The following is a 16,814-nucleotide window of genomic DNA, read 5'->3' as shown; positions in this document are numbered from 1 at the left end:
AGGCGAGCCTTTTTTGTTTTTAGCGCCGGGCTTCTCGCCAGATTCGCCACGCCACCATCAGCAACGCCCCCACGCCAACGATAAGCACAGCCCACACCGCGAGGGCTACCCACAGTTTCTGCTGTTCACCCGCACTCACTGCCTGCAATCGCGCGTCACCGCCCAGTTTGACGGCCTCCAGCGGCTGCGCCCAGGGCAGCGTCTCGATGTTTTTGCTCGCCGGGAGCGCTTCAGGAATCAACTGCTTCAGACTCAACGCGACGTTTTCCGCCGCCTTATTTCCCCAGGCCAGCATATAGGGGCCCTTGCCCTGTGCATTAAAGACCAGCACTTTAACCTCACGCTCGCCGCTTACCCTCGGCAGCGTTTGCGGCAGATGGGCATCCACCGTGGTAATACGAATGGCCTCGACAACATTCGCAGAGAGCGGAAACGCCTCCTGCGCTTGATCGTTGACGTTATACAACACGCTTTTTGCCAGTGGTCGCCATTCGCTTTTCTCATCGCTTCGCCAGGCGATATCGACCGGCAAAACCCCTTCTTCCATCAGCGTGATGGAAAGCGCGCTTAACGGTTGCGGTTGATCCCATTGCCAGACGGCCTCGGTTGATGTGGCTTTGGCGACCGCAGCCGGGAGCTGAATACGCTCAGTAAGCGGCTCTTGCGGTTGCGCCACGGCCATTACGCCTTTTAACTCCGGCATGGGCGTTTGTGGGTCAAGAACCAGTAGCAAGTAACGTCTGCCTTTGGGCGACAGCGTCAATTCGGCGGCCACAGTGTTCATCTTCAACCGTTCGCCGTCACGGGAAAGATCCATCAGCGGCGCATTTTCCTGAACGCGCTGCCAGTGGCTGAGATCCCGGCTGGCGTAAACCGAAGCTTTACCCTGCCAGCTTGTGCTCGATGCCGCCCAGTCCAGCCGCAGCTGCGTCAGGTGTAGCGACGCTTCCCGGCTGTCCGGTAAGGTCAGTAAATAGCTCTGACCCACCGATTTTGCCTCATCGCCCTGAAGGTTAATTTCCACGCCATTGGCTGCCTTCAGGCGGATCGTCTGCGGCGCACCGGCATCCGTCGTGGCGATCGGCGAGGCCGCTAAAGGAAACAGGCGCAGGGCGACCGAATCCGCGACGGCAGGCGGCGTTGGCTTCGTCATTAACGTAAAGGGAACGCGCTCGCCCTGTTGATTAAATACACGAACGTCCCGCAAGTCTGGCCAGGCGCTGTGCTGATAGACCTCACGCGGTAACGCCACGCGATACCAGGGTGATGACGAAGACGTTTCCAGCGTCATTCCCGTGGCGTAGTCACGCGGGGATTCCGCCGCAAAGGCGGAGGAACTGCCCGCCAGAAGCAGGCTGCACACCATCGCTTTTATCCGTTTCATTTTTGCTCTCCTGCTTTGGGTGGCAACGGCGAGAAATAACCAACAATCAATACCAGTATCGCCACACCAATAAACGCCACCGCGCGCGCCAGACCACCGCCGCCTGCGCTATCGACCAGCATCAGTTTGATGATTACCACGCCTAATAGCGCGGCACCGCACAGCCACATTTTGCGTGAGACGTTGCGCGTTGCGCGAATCATAATAATGAGCGCTATCAGCATCCAGAACAGCGCAAAGGTCGTCTGAATTAGCCGCGACTGCCAGAGTGCGCTGAAATCCCAGGCAACGTCGCCATACCACGCCAGCGCACGCATCAGCATGCCGTTAAGCCACCAGAAAGCCAGCCCGGCAAGCAGCAACGCGCCGGATGCGCGCCACGCTGACGGCAGATGACGCCGAACAGCGCGTTCCGCCACATAAAGCCCAAGCAGCGCAAACGCCGCCCCCTCTTCCAAAGGATTAATCAACGGCAGATAAAGCTGACGATAGACCACGCCACTTTGCACGTTGCTCAGTACCAGCAAACCAAGCAGCAGGGCCGCCACGGGGGCAATCGCCACGCCGCCATACATTTCCGGCCAGCGGCAGAACGGCCACCATGCCCGGCGAAGCGCGGCGTGTATCAGCAGAATGGTAATCCCCCCCGCCGCCATCAGCAGGCCGCTTTGCCAGGCGCTCATGCCCCACGGCAGCGACTGCACATACCACAGCAGTTCGGTCCCAAATGCGAGCATCAGCATCCATAACAACGCGAGATGCAGCCCCTGCGAAAGGCGCGATGGCACCGTACTGTCATCACGATAAAGCAACGTGAGCGCAGACGGCAGCGCAATCACCCACGCCAGATTGTGCCAGCCTGCGGCGAAAATTTGCTGCTGATGAATTTGCTCGCACAGCATCAACAGCATGGCGGGCCAGAGCAGCCACTGTGCGAAACCGAGTTCCCCCCATGCCAGACGCTGGCGCATAAAACGCCAGGCCCAGGCCGAGAGGGATATCAACGCGAGCAGGACAAATCCTGTCGTCGCGTCCTGGGTAGTGACGAGTTGTGCCGCACCCGCGAGGGCAATCACCCAGAATGCAACGCCGCCGATTAACAGCGCCAGGCTCAGACGTCGTATTTCTGCGCGCCACAACCAGGCGGCGGCGAGCCAGCTAAGGCTGAGTACAGCAAAAATCATCATGATGGAGAGCGGCGTGGTTTCGTCCGCCAGGGCCCAGACGCCGCTGCCCAGTGCCAGCAGTAATAGCGCGGTGCCGCTAAAACTCATGCGCCGCTGCTGTTGCTGTATGCCTAACCACAGCACACCCACACCTTCCAGCGCCCAGGCCATCGCCGTCCAGCGTGCGGAAAGCGCCAGCGGAATAGCAAGCGTGGTGAATGCGCCGCCCAGCGCCAGCGCGGCCAGCACCAGGGTACGTTCCGCCGACGGGAATCGACGCAGCACCAGCCACGCCAGCGCCAGATAAAACGCGCCATAACCCAGTGCGCTAATCGCCGGGCCGTAAGTCATGTGCTGCGTCATGACGTACTGCATTCCAAAGCCAATCAGCGGCGGCGCGAAGAGCAGCACGCCGTCAACCACACGTTTACCTTTTTCCTGCGATCGCCAGGAGAACAGTACGCTCAGGACGCCGAAAATCAGGATATTGGCGATCAGGAACAGCTGGCAGTTAAGCCAGTATTCAGGGCGATAATCATTCATGCCCCACAATCCGCCCACGCCAAAGGTGAAAAGCAGCCCTAACAGATTCAGTTCGCGCCAGTGTTGCCGCGCGCTAATTGCCAGAATGCCAATGGACAGAAGCAGGTAGAAAGAGAACAGCGCAATGTAGTTGCCGCTTCCCGTAGAGAGAAGCACTGGCGCAAGGTAGCCGCCGAGGCTCGCCAGCATCGCCAGGCTCAGGGCATTTTGCAGCACCGCCAGGCCAACGCTTGCCGCACAAATCAGCACCAGCAGCGCAAAGGCCAGCGTCATCGGCAACATTTGCCACAGGCGAAATGCGCCGAATACGGTGAGATAAAGCACGCCCGTCGCGCCACCTTGCAGGATCAACGCATAGACACGCTGTTTATGCCGCAATCGCCAGCCGATAGCCAGCAGCACCACCGCACAAAGCGCCGTCGCCACAAGACGCAGCTCCAGCGGAAATAGCGCGTGCTCGACCGTATAGCGCAACAGGAAAGAGAGCCCAAGAAACAGCAGCAGAATACCCAGTTTAGCCAGTGGGTTACCCTGCATAAACCAGCGTAATAATGAAGTGAATACGCCGCCAAATGCCGATGGCGTCTCGCGCTCGGGCGGTGATACCGGCGCGTCTTTTTCTGTGGGCTGCCAGGGATTGGCTGGCTCAGGTTGAGAGGGGGCGATGGGAATCACCGGTTCAACCACCGAGACTGATTTTAGCTCCGGCGCAACGTTAACACCGCGTTGCTCCAGTTCCTCCAGCCGACGACGAAGCAACGAAACTTCATAGCGCATGGCGGAAGTACGATTAATAGCGACAATCGCCAGGATGGGCACCACCACCAGCGCAAAGAACAGCACGATACAGCCAAGGATTACAAGCTCGTCCATGTTTCCACCTTTAGCCAGCACGGATAAACGCAGATTGACACAAATGGTTGCATTTACGCCATTAATCTTTGCAACGAGGAGGGATTTTCAGAAGAGAACAACAAAAAACCGGATGGGAGGCCCCATCCGGTTAACGATAGCATCAGAACGCGAAGCAGGAACAGCCCAGCACGCCCCAGAATGCCTGTTCATCGGAGACAGGAATCGACGATTTACGCGCGATATCATGCTGATGGCCGTGTACGCCGCAGCTACCGCAGCACTGGTGCATCTGCACTACGGCGCCCATTTTTCCGGCAACCGGCGGCGCAGAGCGATAATGGCCCGGCACTTTCACCACCGGTGACCAGTCTGGAACGACCGGAATCGCAGGCGGCGCCAGCGGAGTGAAGTGACCGGCGGCATACACCACTTTGCCATCCACGATAGTCATCACCGATTCAATGCCTTTGATCTCTTCTTCCGGCACGCTGAAGTAGTCTTTCGACAACACCACCAGGTCGGCAAGCTGATCTTTCTCGATGCGCCCTTTTTTACCCTGCTCGCTGGAGAACCACGCGCTGCCTGCGGTCCACAGTTCCAGCGCCACATCGCGCGGCAGACGGTTTTCATCGTCATACATCGCCATGCCGCCAACCGTGCGGCCAGAAACCAGCCAGTAAAGCGCGGTCCACGGGTTGTAGCTCGCCACGCGGGTGGCATCCGTTCCCAGGCCAACAGGCACATCGGCGGCCAGCATTTTGGCGACCGGCGGGGTATGTTTCACCGCTTCTTTACCGTAACGCTCGATGAAGTATTCGCCCTGGAATGCCATGCGGTGCTGTACCGCAATCCCGCCGCCCAGCGCTTTAACACGTTCGATATTACGTTCAGTAATGGTTTCTGCGTGGTCAAAGAACCAGTGCAGGCCGTTAAACGGAATGTCGCGGTTCACTTTTTCGAACACATCCAGCATGCGGCTGATCGATTCGTCATAGGTGGCGTGCAGACGGAACGGCCAGCGATGTTCCACCAGATGGCGCACCACACGCTCCAGCTCATCTTCCATCCCTTCCGGCAGATCCGGGCGTGGCTGGAGGAAGTCTTCGAAATCCGCTGCCGAGAAGACCAGCATTTCGCCCGCGCCGTTTGCGCGATAGAAATCGGTGCCCTGGCCCGGTTTGAGCATATCCGTCCAGCGCTCGAAATCTTCCAGTTCCTGTTTTGGCCGCTGCGTGAACAGGTTATAGGCGATACGAATCGTCATCTGCTCTTTAGCGTGCAGTTCTTCGATGATTTCGTAATCTTCCGGGTAATTCTGGAAGCCGCCGCCGGCATCAATGGCGCTGGTCAGCCCAAGGCGGTTCAGCTCGCGCATAAACTGGCGAGTCGAGTTCACCTGCATCTCCAGCGGCAGTTTTGGCCCTTTCGCCAGCGTCGAGTAGAGGATCATCGCGTTGGGTTTGGCGATCAGCATCCCGGTTGGGTTGCCGTTATTATCACGCACGATTTCGCCGCCCGCCGGGTTTGGCGTCTCTTTGGTATAACCAACGGCTTTCAGCGCCGCGCGGTTGAGCAGCGCGCGATCGTACAGATGCAGCACAAACACCGGGGTATCCGGCGCGGCTTCATTCAGCTCTTCAATGGTTGGCATGCGGCGTTCGGCAAACTGGAATTCGCTCCAGCCCCCCACCACGCGCACCCACTGCGGCGACGGCGTACGATCGGCCTGATCTTTCAGCATTCTCAGCGCGTCGGCCAGCGACGGTACACCTTCCCAGCGCAGTTCAAGGTTGTAGTTCAGGCCGCCACGAATCAGGTGCAGGTGCGAGTCATTCAGCCCTGGGATCACCGTATGCCCTTTCAGATCGACAATCTGCGTGCCTTCGCCCGCGTACGACATAATTTGATCGTTGCTGCCTGTTGCCAGAATTTTACCGTTGGCAATCGCCACCGCTTCCGCCAGCGGATGCTGACGGTCGAGCGTGTGAATACGTCCCTGGTTCAGGATCAGTGTGGCTTTTTGTGACATGTCACTCTCCTCAAACCGGATCAGGCTTTCTTAAGCCATCCGGCGAATAGTCGGGTCACGATGGGCATCCAGAGCCAGACAACCAGCGCAACCACACAGGCATCGTTAATGAAATGAAGCAGCAAGGAGCCCTGTAGGGCGGGGAACAGCGCGCCGGTTACCCACGGCACCAGGTTGGTGCTGGGAAAAATCACCAGCAGCGTGATGAGAAATTGTTTCCACTGTTTTGGCTGACGCACGTGCGGTGACGGTGGCGTAAACCAGAACGCCGCTTCGGTACGAACTTCCGTGTGATCGCCTTCGGCTAACAACGGAGTGATTTCATCCACCAGCTGTTTGCGCGTTTCGGACTGCGTCCAGGCGTAGAGGTGCTCCAGGGTATCGAAGCGAATGATGATATTCCAGGCACCCTGCCCGTCCGCCGGGCGAATAACGTTAGCGCCAAGATGGCCGGGATACTCTGCGGCAACGGGCATGATTTTGCCGAGCCAGGCTTCATACTGGTCCGCATCTTCCGGACGCAGCGCATGCGTAATCACCAGCGTTACATGTTTTTGCGTCATGACGGTTTTCCTTGCTGTCGCATTCTGACGGGAAGCGTTTCGCCCCCCGTCGTCGTCATTACGCTTTGCGTTCCGGCGCGCCGTGAACCAGGGTGTAAGCATAATCCACGCCCATACCATAGGCGCCGCTGTGCTCACGAACCAGATCCATCACTGCGTCGTAAGTTTCTTTACGTGACCAGTCACGCTGGTACTCCAGCAGCACCTGCTGCCAGGTTACCGGAACTGCGCCCGCCTGAACCATACGATCGATGGAACGTTCGTGCGCATCCACAGAGGTACCGCCAGACGTATCGGTAACCACATAAACTTCAAAACCTTCTTCCAGCGCCATTAATGCCGGGAAGGTCAGACAAACCTCAGTCCACAGGGCAGAAATAATCAGCTTTTTACGTCCGGTGGCTTTTACCGCCTTCACGAAAGCTTCATCTTCCCAGGAGTTCATGGAAGTGCGTTCAATCGGTTTAATTTCCGGGTGAACCGCCAGCAGTTCCGGCCAGATATAGCCACTGAAGCTTTTGGTTTCAACGGAGGTATAAATGGTTGGAACGTTAAAAATTTTCCCGGCTTTCGCCAACGCGACGGTGTTATTTTTCAACGTCTGACGATCAATATTCGCCACGCCGAAAGACATTTGCGGTTGATGGTCGATAAAAATGAGGGTGGAGTTAGATGGATCGATCAGTTCCCGAATAGACATAAAAAACACCTTCTTAAGCAATAAGTTAAGTGGAAATTTTAGGACTAAATGACAGGTGGATACTGAATCAGAATGCAGAGTGAGTATAGCGGGAAATTTTTAACGAGTTGTTAAAGAAAATTTATGGTTCGATGACGGTAAATATTATGTTATGAAATGAACGGGTTATCATAAATTAGCACGCAAACTATTGATTTCAGAAATTTCATTACTAGCATAGTTGCCGTGGTTTTTGTTAAAACAGGTAAGATTTTATTCGGGAAATAATTAACGTTATGCGTATTAATCTGGACGTTTTACAAATCCTTGACGCGATTGACCGACACGGAAGTTTTGCTGCCGCGGCGGAGTCGCTTTATAAAACCCCTGCCGCACTCAGCTATATGGTGCTGAAACTGGAAAGCGAACTCGAAATTACGCTTCTCGACCGTTCAGGGCATCGCGCAAAGTTTACCGATACCGGCAGAATGATGCTGGAGAAGGGCCGCGTGTTGCTCAGCGCCGCGCACGATCTGGAAAAACAGGCGGTGCAGGTGAATTCCGGCTGGGAAAAAGAGCTTTCCATCGCGCTGGATGACTCTTTTCCGTTCGCCTCACTGTTACCGCTCATCGAAGACTTTTACACGAAAAATAAGCAAACTCGCCTGAATTTCAGTCATCATACGCTGGCGGGTTCCTGGGAAGAATTAACGCATAACGGCGCGGATATTATTCTGGGTGCAATTAACGATCCCCCCACGTCTGCGGCCTGGTCATGGCAGATGCTCGGCATGCTGGATAACGCCTTTGTCATCGCGCCGTCGCACCCGCTGGCGAAAGAAGTGGAGCCCATCAGTGCGGAAACAATAGTTCGCTTCCGTGCGGTGGTGATTAGCGATAGCGCCCGTCAGTGTCGCCCAATCAGTTCCAATCTCATTGATGAACAGGAACAGATTCGCACCGATGATTTTCACTCTAAGGTCACGCTGCTGCGCGCCGGAATAGGCTGCGGTTTCCTGCCGCGTCATATCGCTCACCCCTGGATAGCCTCTGGCGATCTGGTGGAAAAATCGGTCGTATCGTGTCGGCAAAAAGATGTGGCCTATATCGCCTGGCGCAACGGCCATGATGGGCTGGCACAGCTTTGGTGGCGCGAGGCGGTGATTAACCATAATCTGACCGCCCCGCTTTACCCCTGATTTACTCGCCGGACCACACCGTGGCCGACAGCGCAGGAAGCGTCAGTACGCCATCCTGATTTTCGCCGCTGCCTTCCCGCTGCATGAGCGAGTCAAAGCTCAGCAGCGGCGTATCTTCCAGCACTACTTCGCAGGCCTCGCCACGGTTAATGGCGATCAGCACCCGCTCCCTCTTCAGAACACGCGCAAACACCACCACGTTATCTTCAGCGTACAGCACCTGACAGCCGCCGCGTCGCAACGCTTCACTCTTTTTACGCAGCTTCGCCATCCGCTGATAAAGCGCGAGCAGTTCACCGTCCTGCTGGCTTTTATCCCACGGGAACGGCTTACGACACATCGGGTCGTTCGCACCGTCCACGCCGACTTCATCGCCATAATAGATGCACGGCACACCTGGCCAACTGAACAACCACACCACGCCCAGCCCTAATCGGGCGACATCCTTGCCCAACAGCGTTTTGAAGCGTGCGGTATCGTGGCTATCAAGCTGATTAAACATCCGTAACTGCTGCTGATGCGATAGCCCCGCGCGATAATCTTCCATCCACGCCATGCAGGTTTGCGCATCGATTTTTTGCGGATCGTAAGAGAGATCGGTATTGGCCAGAAACGCCCACACCGGCAGTGTAAAGCCGCGATAGTTCATCGCCGCGTCTTCCGTATCGGCCTGTAGCCACTGGCGCGCATCGCCAAAATGCTCGCCGAACACGTAAGAGTCCGGGCGTGTCTCTTTCGCCGCCTGGGTTATTCCGGCGACGTGCTTCAGGTTATTGCGTGCGCCGCCCCCCTCACCCAGCATATGCACCACATCCAGCCGCCAGCCGTCCATGTTCCACGGCGCTTTCAGCCAGTGGCGTACGATGCTCTCTTCGCCGCGATAGATTTCGTTGACCAGCGATTCGGACTGATAATCAAGCTTCGGCAGGCTTGGATAGCCCAGCCAGTCCAGCGCGCGGCCTTCCGGCGAGAAGCTGTACCAGTCGCGCCACGGCGACGACGCGTTGTGGCATGCCCCACTGCTTGCATTATTCTGCCGATCAAACCAGGCATGCGTATCACCGCTGTGGTTAAACACGCCGTCAAGGATCAGGCGCATACCTTCGCGTTGGGTATTTTCGCGCAGGCGCAGCAAGGCCGCGTTACCACCAAACTGCGGGTCCACTTCGCGATAATCCTGGGTGTCATATTTATGCACGCTTGGCGCGGTGAAAACCGGGTTCAGGTACAGCCCGGTCACGCCCAGTTTTTTCAGATACGGCAGCTTTTCGCTGATACCGTCCAGGTCGCCGCCGTAGAACGTCGAACCACCGGCATTCGCCGTTAGCGGCGCATCCCAATCGCGCAGAATGATGTCATGCCCGGCGGCGTGGTGGTAATAAACCTTATCCTGTTCCGGCGTGCGCGTTTCGCTACGGGCAAAACGGTCAGGAAAGATTTGGTAGAAAATCTGATCGGCCACCCACTGCGGGCCGCTGTCGGGCAGATCGACCGCAAACAACTCAAGCTTCGCGGGCGGAATACGGCTAAATCCTTTTGGCGTAAACCAAAGCTGGCGGTCTTGCCACAAGAGCTTAAAAGCATAGCGGCGGCGCGGCTGCCCGCTGTCGAGCGGTATCTCACCACGCCAGGCCGTCACGCCAGGTACCGGTGATTTGCTCAGGCGTTTCATCGGCAGGACGCACTCTTCATTGTCAATTTCCGCACGCATCGTGATGCGCTGCGGCAGGTCGTTTCCGCGCAGCCACAAGGTAATCGACAAGCGATCGTCGTGCGACTTAATAAAGGGTGCGACAGGCAGATGCCAGGCGTTCAACATCATTTAATTCCCCTCAGTTAAGGAAGGTGCGAATAAGCGGGGAAATTCTTCTCGGCTGACTCAGTCATTTCATTTCTTCATGTTTGAGCCGATTTTTTCTCCCGTAAATGCCTTGAATCAGCCTATTTAGACCGTTTCTTCGCCATTTAAGGCGTTATCCCCAGTTTTTAGTGAGATCTCTCCCACTGACGTATCATTTGGTCCGCCCGAAACAGGTTGGCCAGCGTGAATAACATCGCCAGTTGGTTATCGTTTTTCAGCAACCCCTTGTATCTGGCTTTCACGAAGCCGAACTGTCGCTTGATGATGCGAAATGGGTGCTCCACCTTGGCCCGGATGCTGGCTTTCATGTATTCGATGTTGATGGCCGTTTTGTTCTTGCGTGGATGCTGTTTCAAGGTTCTTACCTTGCCGGGGCGCTCGGCGATCAGCCAGTCCACATCCACCTCGGCCAGCTCCTCGCGCTGTGGCGCCCCTTGGTAGCCGGCATCGGCTGAGACAAATTGCTCCTCTCCATGCAGCAGATTACCCAGCTGATTGAGGTCATGCTCGTTGGCCGCGGTGGTGACCAGGCTGTGGGTCAGGCCACTCTTGGCATCGACACCAATGTGGGCCTTCATGCCAAAGTGCCACTGATTGCCTTTCTTGGTCTGATGCATCTCCGGATCGCGTTGCTGCTCTTTGTTCTTGGTCGAGCTGGGTGCCTCAATGATGGTGGCATCGACCAAGGTGCCTTGAGTCATCATGACGCCTGCTTCGGCCAGCCAGCGATTGATGGTCTTGAACAATTGGCGGGCCAGTTGATGCTGCTCCAGCAGGTGGCGGAAATTCATGATGGTGGTGCGGTCCGGCAGGGCGCTATCCAGGGATAACCGGGCAAACAGACGCATGGAGGCGATTTCGTACAGAGCATCTTCCATCGCGCCATCGCTCAGGTTGTACCAATGCTGCATGCAGTGAATGCGTAGCATGGTTTCCAGCGGATAAGGTCGCCGGCCATTACCAGCCTTGGGGTAAAACGGCTCGATGACTTCCACCATGTTTTGCCATGGCAGAATCTGCTCCATGCGGGACAAGAAAATCTCTTTTCTGGTCTGACGGCGCTTACTGCTGAATTCACTGTCGGCGAAGGTAAGTTGATGACTCATGATGAACCCTGTTCCATGGCTCCAGATGACAAACATGATCTCATATCAGGGACTTGTTCGCACCTTCCCTAGTTATCGGGCTTCGATTTAACTATTTTTTGCCTGATGGCGCTTCGCTTATCAGGCCAACCTATTGCGCATGTTAACGACGGCTACGGCGCGATTTAATCGCCCAACCCACCAGCAACAGGGCAATCCACGCAAAACCCACATACAGGGAAATACGCGTATCCGGATGATAGCCGATCAGCCCGATAATAAAGACGAGGAAAATCAGGCCAATGATGGTGGTAGTGACACCGCCAGGCACTTTGAATTTCAGCGCTTTCACCTCTTCCGGCGACAGACGACGGCGGAAGGCAACCTGCGACAGCAGGATCATAATCCACACCCACACGGTGGCGAAGGTCGCCAGCGAGGCGATCACCAGGAAGACGTTTTCCGGCATGATGTAGTTCAGATACACCGCAAACAGCAGCGCGATGGTCATCACCATCACGGTGACCCACGGAATACCGCGACGCGAGGTTTTAGCAAACACTTTCGGCGCGCTGCCCTGCTCGGCCATGCCGTGCAGCATACGCCCCACGCCGAACACATCGCTGTTAATCGCTGAAAGTGAGGCCGTCAGCACCACAAAGTTCAGGATGCTGGCAGCGAAGGTGATGCCCATATGCTGGAAAGTCAGCACGAACGGGCTACCGTCGGTGCCGACCTGGTTCCACGGGTAGATGGACATAATCACAAACAGCGTGCCCACGTAGAACACCAGAATACGCATCGGTACCGAGTTGATGGCGCGCGGAATGGATTTCTCCGGGTCTTTCGCTTCACCTGCGGTAATACCGATAATTTCGATACCGCCGTAGGCGAACATCACCATTTGCAGCGACATCACCATGCCGAGCCAGCCGTTACTGAAGAAACCGCCGTTGCTCCAGAGGTTATGTATGCCGGTCGGTTGCCCGCCGTTGCCAATCCCCCAGATGATAATGCCGAAACCGGCGGCGATCATGATGATGATGGTGGCGACTTTGAAGAAGGAGAACCAGAACTCCAGCTCACCAAAGACCTTCACGCTCATCAGGTTGATGGCGCAAATGATCATCACCACGCTCAACACCCAAATCCAGTGCGGCACATCGGGGAACCAGACGCCCATATAGATGCCGAACGCGGTCACGTCGGCGATCGCGACAATCAGGATTTCAAAGCAGTAAGTCCAGCCGGTGATGTAGCCTGCCAGCGGGCCGAGGTTTTCCTGTGCATAGCGCGAGAAAGAACTGGCTGCCGGGTTGTGCACCGACATTTCGCCCAGCGCGCGCATGATGATATACGCCGCCGCGCCGCCGATAATATAGGCCAGCAGTACGCTCGGCCCGGCCATCTTGATTGCGTCGGCGGAACCATAAAACAGCCCGGTACCAATTGCCGACCCTAGCGCCATGAAGCGAATGTGTCGGGTACTTAGCCCGCGCTTCAGCTTGTTGTTTTCCATTGTATCCAATGCCATTTCTTACCAAAAAACAAAAAACCACGGGACGCGAAGTCCCGTGGTTGAACATATTGTTATCGCGCGAAAATTAATGCGCGTTAGACGTTACCTGTCGGCCTGCGGCACGGTCCCAGATAATCGCCAGAACCGCCATTATCACCGTCGGCAGCAGCCAGGCCAGGCCTTGCTCCGCCATCGGCAGACGCGCCGTCCAGCCAGGCAACACATCAGCGAAGGCCGATGCTTTGATGCCGTCAAGGATACCAAACATCAGGCTGATAAACATCGCTGGTGCAATTACGCGGGTCGAATTATGCCACCAACCGCGGGTAAAGCTTAATACAACCAGTGCGATACATGGCGGATAGATAAGCGTCAGCACCGGAATGGAGATCTGAATCAGGTGGCTCAGCCCCAGGTTGGAGACCGCCATCGAGAAGATACCCAGAATAAACACCAGCGAGCGGTAAGACAGCGGCAGATACTGCGCGAAGAACTCCGCACACGCACAGGTCAGGCCAACAGCGGTAACCAGACAGGCGATAAAGATAAGCGCCGCCAGCAGGAAGCTGCCCGCCCCGCCGAAGGTATGCTGCACATAAGCGTGCAGAATCGCCGCGCCGTTCGCGCTCTTATCGACCAGCAGCGCGCTATCGGAACCCAGACGGAACAGCGCCAGGTACAGCAGCGTCAGGCCAACACCGGCCATCAGGCCCGCCCAGATGGTATAGCGAGTCAGCAGGCGCGCTTCGGTGACGCCGCGAGAACGTGCCGCGTTAACGATAACGATACCAAACACCATCGCGCCCAGGGTATCCATGGTCAGATAACCATTCACGAAACCATTAGAGAACGGTGCGGTTTTATAAGCGTCGAGCGCTTCGCTGATCGGGCCTGCAGGCCAGATAACCGCCGCTACGGAAAGTACCAGCAGCGCCAGAATTTTCATCGGTGCCAGGAAGTTGCCAACGGTATCCAGCAGTTTGCCCGGATACAGGGAAACCAGAATCACCAGCGCAAAATAGACCAGGCTGTAGATAAACAGCGGCATCGCGCCATCGCCAGTCAGCGGGGCAATACCGATTTCAAAGGAAACGGTCGCGGTACGCGGCGTCGCAAACAGCGGGCCTACGGCCAGATAACAAACGGTCGCCAGCAGGACGCCTGCGACTTTACCAATTGGCGTGCTGAGGCTATCGACGCCACCGCCAACTTTTGCCAGCGCGACAACGGTCAACACAGGCAGACCGACTGCGGTAATCAAAAAGCCGAGCGCGGCGATCCAGACGTTCGGACCCGCCTGTAAACCGACCATTGGAGGGAAAATGATGTTGCCAGCGCCGACAAACAACGCAAAGGTCATAAAGCCCAGAGCGATGATATCGCGTGTTTTTAACTGATGGGTCATATGTAACTACTGCCTGTGGATGTGGTGTTGTACAAATAAAAAACTTTGCGCTCGCTCCAACGGAATCTTTCAGAGGAAACAAGCAACAAACTCAGCGGGATATGCTCCCTTCGTAGCGTGAGGAAGAATAGTTTTTTGATTTGCTACGTAAATACAGTCTGATTCCTACTGCATTAGGCGCAATTTAAACGCTTATAACGTTTTAAAGCAATATGGGATCGCAAAACCAGACGATTATACCGATAGTAAAGACAAACCTGGAACGAATAACCAGATATAGGAAAAACACATGGCTGATCGTGCGAACAAAAAAGCGTCAGTTGTTCATTAATTATTCGAGGGCAAATTGACTGCAAAGTAAACAGACCAGCCGGGGCTGGTCTGTGGAAACTCATCGTGACAAGCGCCTGTTCAGACGCTTTATTTGGCAATTAAACGTTCCGGTAGCAGGAAGCTGAAGCATGTTCCTTTCCCTGGCTGGCTTTCAATATCCAGACGGCTATCGTGATGATTCAACGCATGTTTTACAATCGCCAGCCCCAATCCGCTGCCGCCGGTCTGGCGGGAGCGCGCCTTATCCACCCGATAAAAACGCTCGGTTAAACGCGGAAGATGTTCCGCCGCGATGCCAGGCCCGTTGTCCTCCACGCTAAACAGCGCACCGTGTGGCGCATGCTGCCAGCGCACGGTGATTTTCGTGCCGGCAGGCGTATGATTCACCGCGTTGTACACCAGATTCGACACCGCACTGCGCAGTTGCTCTTCATTACCCAGCACTTTCAGCGTGTCATCAATCTCAAAATGAAGTTCATGCTGACGCTGACTGAGGGTCTGCGCTTCCCGCTCGACCACCCGCAGCATCATCGGCACATCCACCTTTTCATTGAGGGCCAGGGTCGGCGCAGCTTCAATTTTCGATAGCGTCAGCAGCTGTTTCACCAGCCCTTCCATACGCTGCGTCTGTTCACGCATGGTATGCAGCGCTTTTTCGCGCGTTGCCCCTTCCAGTACCTGCTCCTGAAGCATTTCCAGATAGCCCTGCAACACCGTCAATGGCGTACGCAGCTCATGACTGACGTTGGCAAAGAAGTTGCGCCGCGCGCCTTCCAACTGGTGCATTTGCGTGACGTCGCGCGCCACCATCAGCAACTGCCGGTCGGTATAGGGCATGATACGGATTTCCAGATGACGCCCATTATTGAGCACCAGATGCAGCGGTTTAAGAAACTCGCGTTGTTTAAGATGCTGCGTAAATTCTGGATAACGCAACAAGTTAAGAATATTTTGCCCGCTGTCGTCCGGCCAGCGCAGGCCAAGCAGCTGCTGCGCCAGGCCGTTACACCAGAAGATTGCGCCCTCTTCGGTGGTCAATACCACCGCATCGGGCAGCGATTCTGCGCCGCTACGAAAGCGTTTAATCAGATTCCCCAGTTCGCGGCGGCGTTTTTTATTACGCAACTGCATCTGGTTCAGACCGTACAGCAGGGGTTCCCAGCTACCGCGCCCCGGCGGCGGCGTCATGCTGCGATCAACCCATAACCACCAGGAAAGACGTAAAAGATTCCAGAAATGCCAAATCAACAACCCGGTCACTGCCGCCAGCAGAAACCAGGGAAGATGGCCGATGAGCAGCCCTAATATCAGGGCCGGGAGACAACACAAGAAAAGCTCAAAGGCGAGTCTTTTCCATGACAGCCGTTCCAGCACGCGTCACACTCCTGTCAACATTCAGAAACGAGCCGAAAAACGGTAGCCCGTGCCGCGAACGGTTTGCACCATACGATCGTGGCCGCTGTGTTCCAGCGCTTTACGCAGGCGGCGAATATGCACATCCACCGTGCGATCTTCCACATAAACGTTAGTGCCCCAGACATGGTTCAACAGTTGCTCACGGCTATAGACACGTTCAGGATGCGTCATAAAGAAGTGCAGCAACTTAAATTCGGTCGGGCCCATATCGAGCGGGTTTTCCCCGGTCATCACGCGATGCGAGGTGGGATCAAGGCTTAGGCCCTGCATCTCAATCACCTCTTCCACCGCCATCGGAGAGATACGGCGCATGACCGCTTTGATGCGCGCCACCAGCTCTTTTGGGGAAAACGGTTTGGTAATGTAATCATCCGCGCCGGTTTCCAGACCGCGTACGCGATCCTCTTCTTCACCGCGCGCCGTCAGCATCATGACCGGAATATCACGGGTCAGCGCTTCACGCTTGAGATGTTTAATAAACTGTAGCCCTGAGCCACCCGGTAGCATCCAGTCGAGCAGAATAAGATCGGGCCAGGGTTCATTGAGCTGATTCACCGCACTGTCATAATCTTCCGCCTCAATCGGCTGGAAACCATTTTGCTCCAGCACGAAACAGACCATTTCGCGGATGGGTGCTTCATCTTCAACGACCAGAATGCGTCTCGCCATTTTATGCCCTGTTTTTTTAGCCATCAGTATACATTCGGCGTCATTATGCGTCAGATTTATGACAGTTTTATGAAAAACATGACCGTAAAATGATGGCGCTTTACGAAA

12 protein-coding genes are annotated in these 16,814 nt (G+C 55.8%); 1 reads left to right on the top strand and 11 read right to left on the bottom strand.

What is annotated here, in order from left to right; genetic code table 11:
- Positions 1–19: 19 nt before the first annotated feature.
- The 5 genes from AC1MKH_RS05420 to AC1MKH_RS05400 form a co-directional block, all read right to left on the bottom strand.
- Positions 20–1,384 (bottom strand): DUF3999 domain-containing protein, encoded by a 1,365-nt coding sequence (locus AC1MKH_RS05420; protein WP_327621891.1) that lies wholly within the window; start codon positions 1,382–1,384, stop codon positions 20–22.
- Complete coding sequence (locus AC1MKH_RS05415) at positions 1,381–3,966, bottom strand: DUF2339 domain-containing protein (RefSeq protein WP_276224733.1); 2,586 nt, start codon at positions 3,964–3,966, stop codon at positions 1,381–1,383. The genes AC1MKH_RS05420 and AC1MKH_RS05415 overlap by 4 nt, the downstream gene beginning before the upstream one ends.
- A 142-nt stretch (positions 3,967–4,108) precedes the next feature.
- Positions 4,109–5,977 carry an amidohydrolase gene (locus AC1MKH_RS05410; RefSeq protein ID WP_149462160.1) on the bottom strand — a complete coding sequence of 623 codons (1,869 nt, stop codon included), beginning with the start codon at positions 5,975–5,977 and terminating at the stop codon, positions 4,109–4,111.
- Between the two features lie 20 nt (positions 5,978–5,997).
- Complete coding sequence (locus AC1MKH_RS05405) at positions 5,998–6,540, bottom strand: antibiotic biosynthesis monooxygenase (protein ID WP_015965622.1); 543 nt, start codon at positions 6,538–6,540, stop codon at positions 5,998–6,000.
- A 58-nt stretch (positions 6,541–6,598) separates the two neighbouring features.
- A complete protein-coding gene (locus AC1MKH_RS05400) occupies positions 6,599–7,240 on the bottom strand; it encodes a hydrolase (RefSeq protein WP_015965623.1) in 642 nt (213 codons plus the stop codon).
- Between the two features lie 275 nt (positions 7,241–7,515).
- Between AC1MKH_RS05400 and AC1MKH_RS05395 the strand changes: the two genes are divergently transcribed.
- A complete protein-coding gene (locus AC1MKH_RS05395) occupies positions 7,516–8,418 on the top strand; it encodes a LysR family transcriptional regulator (protein ID WP_276224734.1) in 903 nt (300 codons plus the stop codon).
- 1 nt (position 8,419) lies between these two features.
- On the opposite strand, the gene malZ is transcribed toward AC1MKH_RS05395, so the two are convergent.
- From malZ to phoB, 6 genes are all read right to left on the bottom strand, one after another.
- Positions 8,420–10,240: a maltodextrin glucosidase gene (gene malZ, locus AC1MKH_RS05390; protein WP_276224735.1), complete on the bottom strand. Its 1,821-nt coding sequence runs from the start codon at positions 10,238–10,240 to the stop codon at positions 8,420–8,422.
- Positions 10,241–10,404: 164 nt separating this feature from the next.
- The gene (locus AC1MKH_RS05385) at positions 10,405–11,385 is read right to left on the bottom strand and encodes an IS5-like element IS5 family transposase (RefSeq protein ID WP_000019402.1); all 981 of its coding nucleotides are present in this window, start codon (positions 11,383–11,385) and stop codon (positions 10,405–10,407) included.
- A 142-nt stretch (positions 11,386–11,527) separates the two neighbouring features.
- Positions 11,528–12,883 carry a proline-specific permease ProY gene (gene proY / locus AC1MKH_RS05380; protein WP_276222601.1) on the bottom strand — a complete coding sequence of 452 codons (1,356 nt, stop codon included), beginning with the start codon at positions 12,881–12,883 and terminating at the stop codon, positions 11,528–11,530.
- 85 nt (positions 12,884–12,968) lie between these two features.
- Positions 12,969–14,288 carry a branched-chain amino acid transporter carrier protein BrnQ gene (gene brnQ, locus AC1MKH_RS05375; protein WP_276222603.1) on the bottom strand — a complete coding sequence of 440 codons (1,320 nt, stop codon included), beginning with the start codon at positions 14,286–14,288 and terminating at the stop codon, positions 12,969–12,971.
- A 420-nt stretch (positions 14,289–14,708) separates the two neighbouring features.
- Positions 14,709–15,995 (bottom strand): phosphate regulon sensor histidine kinase PhoR, encoded by a 1,287-nt coding sequence (gene phoR / locus AC1MKH_RS05370; protein WP_276222606.1) that lies wholly within the window; start codon positions 15,993–15,995, stop codon positions 14,709–14,711.
- Positions 15,996–16,016: 21 nt separating this feature from the next.
- Complete coding sequence (gene phoB / locus AC1MKH_RS05365) at positions 16,017–16,706, bottom strand: phosphate response regulator transcription factor PhoB (RefSeq protein WP_015965629.1); 690 nt, start codon at positions 16,704–16,706, stop codon at positions 16,017–16,019.
- Positions 16,707–16,814 lie beyond the last annotated feature (108 nt).

The sequence above is a fragment of the Pseudocitrobacter sp. CD920760 genome (genome assembly GCF_057782505.1).
Note: the sequence above shows the minus strand (reverse complement) of the source record. Positions and strands in the feature narration are given on the sequence as shown.

Bases quoted from the DNA above. Each gene is read 5' to 3' on its own strand.
- proY (WP_276222601.1), bottom strand. From the start codon at position 12,883: ATGGAAAACAACAAGCTGAAGCGCGGGCTAAGTACCCGACACATTCGC.
- phoB (WP_015965629.1), bottom strand. From the start codon at position 16,706: ATGGCGAGACGCATTCTGGTCGTTGAAGATGAAGCACCCATCCGCGAA.
- AC1MKH_RS05415 (WP_276224733.1), bottom strand. From the start codon at position 3,966: ATGGACGAGCTTGTAATCCTTGGCTGTATCGTGCTGTTCTTTGCGCTG.
- brnQ (WP_276222603.1), bottom strand. From the start codon at position 14,288: ATGACCCATCAGTTAAAAACACGCGATATCATCGCTCTGGGCTTTATG.
- AC1MKH_RS05395 (WP_276224734.1), top strand. From the start codon at position 7,516: ATGCGTATTAATCTGGACGTTTTACAAATCCTTGACGCGATTGACCGA.
- AC1MKH_RS05410 (WP_149462160.1), bottom strand. From the start codon at position 5,977: ATGTCACAAAAAGCCACACTGATCCTGAACCAGGGACGTATTCACACG.
- malZ (WP_276224735.1), bottom strand. From the start codon at position 10,240: ATGATGTTGAACGCCTGGCATCTGCCTGTCGCACCCTTTATTAAGTCG.
- AC1MKH_RS05405 (WP_015965622.1), bottom strand. From the start codon at position 6,540: ATGACGCAAAAACATGTAACGCTGGTGATTACGCATGCGCTGCGTCCG.
- AC1MKH_RS05420 (WP_327621891.1), bottom strand. From the start codon at position 1,384: ATGAAACGGATAAAAGCGATGGTGTGCAGCCTGCTTCTGGCGGGCAGT.
- AC1MKH_RS05400 (WP_015965623.1), bottom strand. From the start codon at position 7,240: ATGTCTATTCGGGAACTGATCGATCCATCTAACTCCACCCTCATTTTT.
- AC1MKH_RS05385 (WP_000019402.1), bottom strand. From the start codon at position 11,385: ATGAGTCATCAACTTACCTTCGCCGACAGTGAATTCAGCAGTAAGCGC.